General features: G+C 40.6%; 7 protein-coding genes and 1 tRNA gene. 5 read left to right on the top strand and 3 right to left on the bottom strand.

The features are described 5' to 3' along the window. Positions 1 to 3: 3 nt before the first annotated feature. Positions 4 to 3207 (bottom strand): SusC/RagA family TonB-linked outer membrane protein, encoded by a 3204-nt coding sequence (locus CA265_01490; GenBank protein ID ARS38429.1) that lies wholly within the window; start codon positions 3205 to 3207, stop codon positions 4 to 6. 745 nt (positions 3208 to 3952) lie between these two features. On the opposite strand from CA265_01490, the gene CA265_01485 reads away from it, so the two are divergent. From CA265_01485 to CA265_01465, 5 genes are all read left to right on the top strand, one after another. Next, positions 3953 to 7093, top strand: coding sequence for a hypothetical protein (locus tag CA265_01485; protein ID ARS38428.1), 3141 nt, complete (start codon positions 3953 to 3955; stop codon positions 7091 to 7093). Further along, entirely contained in the window at positions 7078 to 7902 is an 825-nt protein-coding gene (locus tag CA265_01480) for a two-component system response regulator (protein ARS38427.1), read from the top strand. Before CA265_01485 ends, CA265_01480 begins: the two co-directional genes overlap by 16 nt. A gap of 69 nt (positions 7903 to 7971) precedes the next feature. After that, positions 7972 to 8418, top strand: a complete 447-nt coding sequence (locus CA265_01475; protein ARS38426.1) for a DoxX family protein — start codon at positions 7972 to 7974, stop codon at positions 8416 to 8418. A 172-nt stretch (positions 8419 to 8590) separates the two neighbouring features. After that, positions 8591 to 8678 (top strand) — tRNA-Ser (locus CA265_01470). 262 nt (positions 8679 to 8940) lie between these two features. Then, a complete protein-coding gene (locus CA265_01465) occupies positions 8941 to 9147 on the top strand; it encodes a hypothetical protein (protein ARS38425.1) in 207 nt (68 codons plus the stop codon). Between the two features lie 338 nt (positions 9148 to 9485). Here the strand turns inward: CA265_01465 and CA265_01460 are convergent, their stop codons facing one another. Beyond that, positions 9486 to 9854, bottom strand: coding sequence for a hypothetical protein (locus tag CA265_01460; protein ID ARS38424.1), 369 nt, complete (start codon positions 9852 to 9854; stop codon positions 9486 to 9488). A 54-nt stretch (positions 9855 to 9908) separates the two neighbouring features. After that, positions 9909 to 11150 carry an MFS transporter gene (locus tag CA265_01455; GenBank protein ID ARS38423.1) on the bottom strand — a complete coding sequence of 414 codons (1242 nt, stop codon included), beginning with the start codon at positions 11148 to 11150 and terminating at the stop codon, positions 9909 to 9911. Positions 11151 to 11153: the final 3 nt, after the last annotated feature.

Raw genomic sequence — 11153 nt, 5'->3', positions numbered from 1 at the left:
ATGTTATAGCGATAATTTAAGACCGATGTTAAAAAACTTATTCTGTGGATATTGCAATCCATTATCGTCTGCAATTTCAGGATCTACACCATAATCTTTCAGGTTATCGATCGAGAAGAGGTTGTATCCGTTTACATATACCCTTGCATTCTGGATCTTGATTTTTTCTGCCCATCTTTTTGGCAGGGTATAACCAATCTCAAGTGTACGCGCCCTCAGGTACCTCACGTTGTGCAACCAGAAAGTCGAATTTCTGGTGTTGTTACTATGATCGCGGTCATTAAAACGGATTGCAGGATATTTACCAGCCACCCAGGGACTGTTCAGGTCATAGAGATTAGTACGATGCCAGCTGTCGTCAGCAAAATTCTGCAGCAAAGCCCCTCCATTCTGGAATGCCCAGCGCTGTTCCCAGTTCTGGTTCCAGGAATACATGGCACCGCCAGAAAAATCGGCCGTAAAATCGAAGTTTTTATAAGAACCGCCAATGGTAAATCCAAAACCTACATTTGGTTGCCCTGCTGTGGTATATCCTATTGGTCTCTCATCTAAAGGATCAATAATTCCATCGCCATTCTGATCTTTGTAAATTAAATCGCCCGGCAATAAAGAACGGTTGCCTTTTCCATCAATATTCACATTGTAGTTATTGATCTCATCGATACTCTGGAATTGACCGGTTACTTCATAGCCCCAAAAAATATCGGCATATCTATCGGTACCATTACTTCTGTAATTTTCCCATGAGTTGCCAAAACGTGGTTTATATCTTTCTAAAAGTTTCTTTCTGCTAATGGAAATGTTTCCACCAACATTGTAATTAAACTCACCGATTTTATCTCTGTAGTTTAAAGAGAATTCACCTCCAAACTGTGCATCGCTCTCCAGGTTTTCAACATTTAAAGGATATCCTAGTTCTATTGGAACAATGACGTCGTTTTTAATGGCCGGTAAACCAGAACGTTTTCTATAAAAATAATCTGCAGTTCCGGAAAGTTTACTGCCGAACATCGTAAAATCCAGACCGATGTCGGTAATTTTGCTTTTAAACCAGCTCAGGTTATTGATAATAGGACCTTTATCCCTTGAAGTGGTAATGTTTTTTCCATCCAATATCACACTGCCCTGGTTGTAGTTATAACCTGGGATATAGGCAAAAGGATCGATACCCACATCATCATCCCCAAGCTGTCCGTAAGAAGCACGGAGTTTCAAATCGTTTAAGATATTGCTTTCACCCAAAAGCGATTTCATAAATTTCTCTTGCGTAATTCTCCAACCAATTGATGCTGAAGGGAAATAACCTACACGTCTATCTGGCGCAAACTTCCATGAAGCATCTCTACGACCGGAAAGCTCCAGGTAATATTTATTGTCGTAATTGTAGTTTAACCTGCCCACATAACCAATACGGGCCTGCTCTTCCTGTATATCAGCAAAATCCTGCCCATCCATATCGGCAAACTGCAGCACAGGCAAAATATTAGTCTGTGGTACCGCATGTTGAAAGGTATAGGTTCTAAAACGGTCTAAACGCTCGGCCACCAATACAGCGCCTACCGTATGTTTGCCAAAAGTGCGGTTATAATTCGCCTGTAGCTGATAGGTATTGGTATATACTTTTTCGTTTCTGCGCTCTCTGTAAGGATTTGAACTGCCTACTTTTTCTTCGTAAATGCCTGTTTCCGGATGATAGGTATATACATTATAAGTGTACTCATGTCCATTGATTACGTTATCGGCAATGTAATAGGAATATAAACCTTTTATTTCCAAACCTTTTATTGGCGTTTCATAAGAGGCCGATAAATTGGTTTGCAAAACTCTCCAGTCTGATTTCCAGTAACCGCTTAGAGCTTTGCTCTGTACAGCAAACTGCTCGGTATTGTGACCGATATCGTTCGGGTAATTTGGATTGCCATTGGCGTAAGCCTGTTCAGTAGGTCTGTTTCTCAACAAAGCAAAACGGGCGGCCCAGTAATCATCTCCACCCGGTACGCCTGGCTGGTCGCGGCTTTCGATACGCCCGTTGATGAGCATACCCACCTTAAAACGGTCGGTTATTTTAGCCTCGATATTACTTTGGATATTGGTCCGGTTAAAATCGAATTCTCTTGCTTTTCCATATACACCTTTCTGATCTAAACGGGTAGCCGAAAAGTAATAGTTTACCCGGTCACTTCCACCCGAAGCACTTAAGTTTACTGAAGTTTGTGGTGCGTTTGGCGCAATAATAATATCTTTCCAGTTCTGACTCTGGTAACCATATTCTGTACCTGCTTTCCATTTATCCAGTTCGGCCTGGGTAATACTGGTTGATCCGTTCTGATTCATTTCTGCAGTAGCCTGCCCTACTTTCCACTGGTAAGCATCAGTCGTTTCCGGAAAACGTACCCAGTTCTGCCAGCCAGTATAAGCATCAACACTAAAGGTATTTCGTGTACTATTTTTTCCCCTTTTGGTGGTTACCAAAATTACACCATTTGATGCCCTGCTACCGTAAATCGCAGCCGATGCATCTTTAAGCACACTGATACTTTCGATATCGTTAGGTGAAATATTATTAAACTGGCCGGCATCTTGCTGAATACCGTCGATAACATAAAGTGGATTACCCATGTTACGGATCTGGATATTGGCGCTCGAACCCGGCCTTCCGTCAGGCATCCTGAAAGATACACCAGGTAACTTTCCTGCCAAACCTGTGCTCACGGTAGAACCGCCATGCACTTTTTCAAGGTCTTTGCTGCTGATTGATGAAATAGCACCTGTAATGGCCTCCTTTTTCTGTGTATTGTAGCCCACCACAATAACTTCCGTCAGGTCATTATTAGATGGCTTAAGCTGAACGCTGATTTGCGTACGGCCAGCCAATGCAACTTCCTGATTAACATAACCCACGTAAATAAAGATCAGTGTGGCATTTTTATCGGCTACCTGAATCCTGAATTTTCCATTGCCATCAGTAGTTACGCCCGTGCTGGTACCTTTAACTTTAATACTGGCGCCAACAACCGTTTCGCCCTTTTCATCAGTTACTGTTCCGGTAACGGCTGTCTGCTCCTGAGCCCTGAGCTGAAAGGAAAGTAAAATTAAGGTGATGGAAGTAAAAATAACGGAGAGGACTTTGCGTTTCAAAAACATTTTTTGAAGCAGGTACCCATCCAGGCGGACAAAGCCGCCATAAGAGAATAAACTTCTTTTCATATTAGGTTAGGGATTTGGTTAGTTATAGAAGTAAATGGATTTAGTTCTATTTAATTCTTATCCAAAGATTCGGTTTTTAGCTTTTCAGAGGGATACGCATTTGTATCAATCTTTCTTCATTTTGTCTCGATTTGTATTACAGCTGTTACTTTAAGGTGGTCGTCAACGCTGAGTATCGTCATCTCGACCGTAGTGGAGAGATCTTTTAATATAGTCCAAAGATTTCTCCATTCCACTGTGTTCCAGTCGAAATGACGACCTTTCTATGAAATCGACCTTTCGAGGAAGCCCTGCTATCTCTTCTCCCGACTTTTTACGTCGGGATCGTTCTATCAGGTTTATTTAACAAAGGCCAGTAGCAATATTGAAATCAGACTTACAGATTTGTACACGGTTTTTTTGCGTTAGGGATTGTAAGGGTTCAGTACCGATCCTTCATCGGTACCGGAGCGAAGCGCAGCCCTGAAAAGCCCGACCCTTTCCCGTATTTCACGGGATTGGGGAACGCCCATATCAGTTAACAGTTCGCAGTTTTCAGGTCTATAAAAATGGATAGCGTTCAAATCAGTCTGCAGTGGGCAGTTTGCAGTTTAGAAAAAGTATTCTTTACCCATACAACGATCTGTCTCAATCTTTCTACTAATCTGCTCAAATTCAATTTAGCCTGAAAGCAAAGCATTTCTTTAATATATTTGATGCAGCTGACCAAGATATCTTGAAAAAACTCTTCGCCCTTTTATTCCTATTGTTTACGGTACACCTGCTTTGGGCGCAACCCTATTATTTCAGGCATTATCAGGTAGAAAACGGGCTTTCTAACAATACAGCGTTTTGCAGTGTACAGGATGGAAAGGGCTTTATGTGGTTTGGCACAAAAGATGGCTTAAACCGTTTAGACGGTTATTCTTTTAAAACCTACCGACACGATCCGGATCAGGCTGGCAGTTTAGGCAACGATTTAATTTATGCGCTGCACCATGATCAGGAACAAAGCCTTTGGGTAGGCACAAATAATGGCGTATACCAATACAATGCTGCAAAAGAAAGCTTCGCCATCATCAAAGAAACCAAAGGCATGCGGATTATCGATCTGGCCAGCGATCAGCGTGGAAATTTATGGATCTTATCTTCATTCAAAATATACCTATATCAAAAGCGTACCAGGAAAATACAGGCTTTTACCCATAATGCACCTTTCGATGCCTCGCTGGTAACGGTTTTAAAGGATGGTAGTGTATGGATCAGTACCGGAAAAGGAACGCTCGAAAAATACAATCCCAGGGAAAATAATTTTCAACAGTTTAATATCAATGGAAAAAATGCCAAAACCGAATATGGCTGGGTATCGAGAATTGCTGAAACCGAAAATGGCAATTTATTGGTCGGCACCACCAATCAAGGGGTTAAACTCTTTAATCCGGTTACCTTAGCCTCAAAAAATATACTCAGCTTAAATGACGACCAAACGCCAATTTTTGTACGGGACATCAAAAAAACAGGAGCTCATGAGTTTTGGATTGCCACAGAATCGGGCATATACATTTATAATGATGAAAACGAAACGATTATCCACATCAAAAAGCAATATAACAATGATTATTCTTTAAGTGATAATGCCGTTTATACCATTTGCCTTGACCGTGAAGGCGGGGTTTGGACAGGCACCTATTTTGGAGGGGTGAATTATTATTCGAGTCGCACATCTTTGTTCACTAAATACTTTCCGCAAAAAGGCACCAATTCGATTAGCGGAAGTGATGTAAGGGAAATTACCAGAGATGCTAACGGGAATTTCTGGATCGGTACGGAAGATGCCGGACTGAATAAACTCGACATCAAAACAGGGTTATTTAAACACTTTTTACCGGACGGAAAACCCGGGAGCATTGCTTATTCCAACATCCACGGTTTATTGGTTGACTGCGACAAACTCTGGGTTGGCACTTTCGAACATGGGTTGGATGTTTTAGACCTGAAAACAGAAAAGGTAATTAAACATTATCAGGCAGGTGCCGGAAATGCTTTACGCACCAATTTTATTGTTACTTTTTGTAAAACTCGGTCGGGCGAAATTTTAGTTGGAACCATTAACGGGATTTATCGTTACAACCGCAAACGCGACGATTTTGAACCCATTGCCGGCCTCCCCTTTATTTTTTACGATTCGGTTATTGAAGATAGCAAGGGCAATATCTGGGCAGGCAGCTTTAACGATGGTTTATTTCAGTTTAACTTATCCAAACCCGGTTATGTGAACTATCGGAATAATCCAACAGTTATTAAAAGTTTAAGCCATAACACTGTAAATAGTATTTTTGAAGATCGCAAACAACAAATTTGGGTAACCACCGATGGTGGCGGACTTTGCAGGTTTGATCAGAAAACACAGCAGTTTAAGCGTTACGGCATCAAGAATGGTTTTCCAAGCAATTACCTGTTCCGTATTGAAGAAGATGCGGCAAATAAGTTCTGGATAAGCAGCACCAGGGGACTTATCCATTTCGATCCCACCACTGGTTTGAGCAAAACCTATTCTAAAGCCAACGGATTGCTTACCGATCAGTTCAACTACAGTTCTGCCTATCAGGACGAAACTGGCCGAACCTATTTTGGGAGCGTAAAAGGGCTGGTGAGCTTTAATCCGGCCAATTTAAAGGCAACGACCTATGAAACCCCGGTATTTTTAACCGGATTTCAGATTAACAGTTCTGAAATAGGTTTAAACGGGACTGATTCTGTTGCCAACAAATCGATTGTTTATGCCGATACCATCGAATTGAACTATAACCAATCGTCTTTTAGTATCGATTTTGCCGCCTTAAGTTACCTGTCGCCCGAAATGACAGAGTATGCTTATAAAATGACCGGGCTTTATAAAAACTGGGAATATTTAAAAACCAACCGGAAGGTTTATTTCACCAAACTTGCCCCGGGGAATTATATTTTTGAAGTGAAAGCATTGGTTGAAGGAAGCAGTACCTGGAGCACCAAAAATGCCAAACTCCTGATTAAAATACATCCTCCTTTTTACCTCAGCCCGTTGGCTTACCTGCTTTATCTGATCGCTGCCGGCGGAATTATTTTCTTCCTGGTGCGAAGGTACCACCGAAAAATTGCGCTAAAAAACAGCAGGCGGATGGAAGTTTTTGAGCATGAAAAACAAAAAGAAGTTTATCAGGCTAAAATTGAATTTTTCACTAATGTTGCGCACGAAATCAGAACGCCACTCACCCTGATTATCGGTCCGATGGAGAAACTGATTAAGCAGGCCGATGCCGTACCTGCGATAGAAAAGAATTTACGGATTATGGGGCGAAATACCGATCGGTTGCTCAAACTGACCAATCAGTTATTGGATTTCAGAAAAACCGAAACCAGCGAATTTTCATTAAACTTTGTAAAAGCCGATATTTCTGAAATCCTGAAAGATGTATTTCTTCAGTTTCAACCCGCTGCCGAACAGCACGACATTAAGTATAACCTGCATTTACCCGAAAAAAAGCTCCATGCTTATATCGATGTAGAGGCGTTTTACAAAATGATCAGCAATTTGATCGACAATGCCATTAAATATGGAAAAACCACGGTACAAATTAACTTATCCTTACAGGAAGGTGATCAGTTTGCGGTGATGGTAAAAAACGATGGGCATAGAATCCCTATTGAAATTAAGGATAAAATATTCGAGCCTTTTTTCAGGGGCAAAGAAACAGAAATAAAGGCAGGAACCGGAATAGGTTTATCGATTTCAAAATCGCTTGCGCAGTTGCATAGAGGAGAGCTTTATTTAGATTTTAATGACCGTGATTTTAATATATTTGTATTAGAACTGCCTATCCATCAACTTATAGAATTTAACCTGAACGGAAAATGGAAGAAATTGTAGGCACATATACCATAAAAGATACTGAAGATATGGAAAGGTCTGTAGTGTTATTGGTTGATGATAACGAAGATATCCTGGATTTCATTTCAGATGATCTGGAAGAAAAATACCAGGTGTTACAGGCCAGAAATGGATTAGAAGCATTAGCCATATTACAGCGTGAAATTGTTCAGCTCATCATCAGTGATGTAATGATGCCCGAAATGGACGGGTTCGAATTTTGCGCAAAAGTAAAATCCACCTTAGAATTCAGCCACATCCCCGTGATCCTGCTTACTGCAAAAAATTCATTGCAATCTAAAATTGAAGGTTTAGAGCTGGGTGCCGATGCTTATGTGGAAAAACCCTTTTCGCCAGAATTTCTGCAGGTACAGATTTCCAGTCTGATTAAAAACAGGAATAAGATTAAGGAATATTTCTCCAGCTCTCCCCTCCTTCACCTTAAAAGCATTGCTTATTCTAAGGCCGATGAATTGTTTTTAGAAAAATTACAGGATACCATTAACAAAAACATCAGCAATCAGGACCTTGATGTAGAACATCTGGCTGAGAAGATGAACATGAGCCGGCCAACCTTATACCGGAAAATCAAATCTATTTCTAACCTGAGTCCGAATGAACTGATTAATTTGGCCAGGTTAAAAAAAGCTGCCGAACTTCTAAATGAAGGGGTACTAAAAATTTATGAAATCTCCGAGATGGTAGGTTACAGCTCTCAATCGCACTTTGGAAGAAACTTTGCCAAGCAGTTCGGCATGTCGCCTACCGACTATGTAAACAGTAAAACCGCCGATAAAAAAAAGCCTTAAAATCAAAGAGTTAAGCATTGTTATTTTCTTTATTTTTCCGTAAATTGTCATAACCAAAATATAGAAGTTATGAACATGCTTAAGAAAATCCAGCACTGGGGCGATCACCATCACCCAAAATGGTTAGACTATTTTAGAATCTTATTAGGCCTTATTTTAATCTGGAAGGGCATTGATTTTTACATCAATATGCAAGCCTTTAGTAATTTAATGAGGGGCGCTTTCTTAGGCACAGCGGTGAGCATAAGTTTGCTGGCTCACCTGATTATCATGCTACATATTATCGGGGGTTTAGCCATTACACTGGGCACCCATACCCGCATATTTTGCCTGGTTAATTTACCCATACTCATCGGGGCGGTATTCTTTGTGAATATTTCCGGTGGTATTTTTAAACCCTATTCAGAATTTTGGTTTTCGGTCTCGGTATTAATCGGACTCGTTTGTTTTGCAATTGAGGGAAATGGCGTTTTATCGGTAGATCGGGAAAAAATTTACCCTAAACAGGCGCTTTAGCTTAAAGCTGAAGTCCAAAATTTCGCTTAAAAAGGCCAATATTGGCCCTTTATTTATTTTTTTGAACGTTTTTACGCGAGCTAACTAAATGATTAGCAACGCTTAAAATATTTATGCAAATATTTGATTCGAAATCATTTGCAGATTTGCGCCAAGTTCGTACTTTTGCAGCGGAGAGCTGGCAGAGTGGTCGAATGCGGCAGTCTTGAAAACTGTTGACTGTAACAGGTCCGGGGGTTCGAATCCCTCGCTCTCCGCCGAAAAAATTGAAGCCTGAAATAGAGATATTTCAGGCTTTTTTAGTTTCCGGTATACTCAAATATGCATGAATTTGCATGGTTCAGATGAGTGATTCGGTGAGTAATTGAAAAGCCATCTACATGCAGATTTATGCTGATGCAAATAGATCCGAAATCACTGCAGAAAGATCATGTGAACTAAGAAATGGATCATTTTTGCAGGTAGAGTAAACGGAAAAAGGAAGATCTAAAGTCGTTAAATGACTATTTGACAGACCTTCAAATGAAAATTTTTGAGATCAATAGGCAATTGACCCTTCGGAAAGAAACAATTACAGCTGGCTTCATACGTGGTAAGTTTCTAGGAAAAGAAGAAAAACAGATTTTGGATACAGACATGTCTTCTGCCGGCTTTGCTCGTATATATTTACCGATCAGCATTATTATCTACCGAAATAACTTTAAATACGTCAGCGGAAGAGAAGATTAGGTTCGTAATGTTCATAAACTTCTAACGAACATTCACCTTCAATCCTTGTAATTACTACCAAAAGTGGGGAAGAACCACTTTTGCCGAAATACGCAAGTTCGACTCCCTTTTGCTCCAACATTTTGGTCGACTAATCTGTACAAATTCATCGTATATTTATATTTTCGGCTTTCAGTCGATTTAAAAGGCACACCTACCCATTCTGAAACATAGTACCCATCTCATTTTGGTTCCATATACACTCTTCTCCTATTTGATGTTGTTAAAAGACTACCGACTACCCTCAACCCTTATCACATACTATCCGGCGTTGGCGATAACTAAAATTATCGCTGTTGCTAAAATTCCCTCAGGGTACTGTATCCGGCATTTCTTAAAATGCTGTTGAGCAACACTAGGGTACTGTTACCCAAGTTTCGAACAGGTTTTAACTGTTTTATGGTATATTCCTCTGTAAAAAAAATCACTGGAACATCTTCTGCAGATGGGTAGGGTATTTTACGATAGGAGGTTTCAAGCTCTAAAAAATACTTCACTGCATGAAATAACCGATTACTCGCATTCTGCGCTAAAAGTTCTAAAATCCCTTTTCCTGCTGCATTGCTATCAGTAATTTTCACTTTTACTATTTCCTTTTCCAATTGGAGGTGAAAAAGCTTCACTTTTTTGAGTGCCTCCAGATATTCCTCATGGCTAATCATATCCATTGCAGATTATTCTCTCTAATTTCTTTGAATTTAAAAGGCTGCTGGTATTTGGATTTATTCTGGCTCAGTAAAGTCGAGATCTTTATCATGTGTTTCAGGTATGGTCAGAATGCAATAAAACCCTATCCCAAAACAGATCAATCCCAATATAGCAGCAGCATGCAGCTCAAGTACCTCAGGTTTGAGATAGGCATAAAAAGTCGTCATTAGCACTACAGTACCACGTACCATATTTGGAATTGTGGTAGCTGCTGTAGCGCGTACATTGGTGCCAAATTGTTCTGCGCCAATGGTTACAAACATGGCCCAGTAGCCAATTCCAAAGCCTAACCATAGACACATCAGATACAACGCTTTGGCACTTTCAATCCCCGCATACAGATAAATTACAGTGCCTGCCAGGGTAAAAAGCATCATGATAGCTACAGCTTTTTTACGCGATGAAAGGTAATAACTGATTACTCCGCTCAATAAATCGCCTACAGCTAAGCCGATATAACACCACATTACGGCCAGGCCAGGTTTTACGGCCTCGGTAATACCTAAAGCTAAAGCAAACTCATTGCTAAAGGTTGCCAGAATACCAATCACGTACCAGGTCGGAAGTCCAATCCCTATACATTTAGCATAAAGTTTTAAACGTCTTTTATTGGTAAAAAACGATAAGAAGTCGCCCTTTTTCAGGTGGCTTTTTTCTGCCATATGCTTAAACATCCCCGACTCAAAAACCCCTATCCTTAAAAACAATAATAATACCCCCAGTCCGCCCCCAGTAAAGTAGGCATACCTCCAGCTAAAAAGTTCTACGGTAAAATAGGCAGCTACGGCACCCAGAAGCCCCACACCTGCCACCACCGAAGTACCAATAGCCCTTAATTTTTTCGGTAAACTTTCTGACACCAATGTAATGCCTGCGCCGAGTTCGCCAGCCAAACCAATCCCCGCCACAAAACGAAGTGCTTTATACAAGGTCACATCCTGAACAAAACCACAGGCAAAATTGGCTATCGAATAAGTAATAATAGAACCGAATAAAACAGAAAGTCTTCCCTTCTTATCACCTAAAATACCCCACAGGATACCGCCTAACAGCAAACCGCTCATTTGCCAGTTTAAAATACTGGCGCCTTCTATGGATCTTTGTGCCTCATTCAAACCCAGGTCGGTTAAACTGGGTATCCTTACAATTCCAAAGAGTAAGAGATCATAGATATCTACAAAATAACCCAGTGCGGCAACAATCACGGCAGCACTAAACAAGTACTGCCATGTTTTTTTATTCTCGTTAATGCTCATTTC

It is taken from the genome of Sphingobacteriaceae bacterium GW460-11-11-14-LB5 (assembly GCA_002151545.1).
Taxonomy (GTDB): Bacteria; Bacteroidota; Bacteroidia; order Sphingobacteriales; family Sphingobacteriaceae; genus Pedobacter.
Note: the sequence above shows the minus strand (reverse complement) of the source record. Positions and strands in the feature narration are given on the sequence as shown.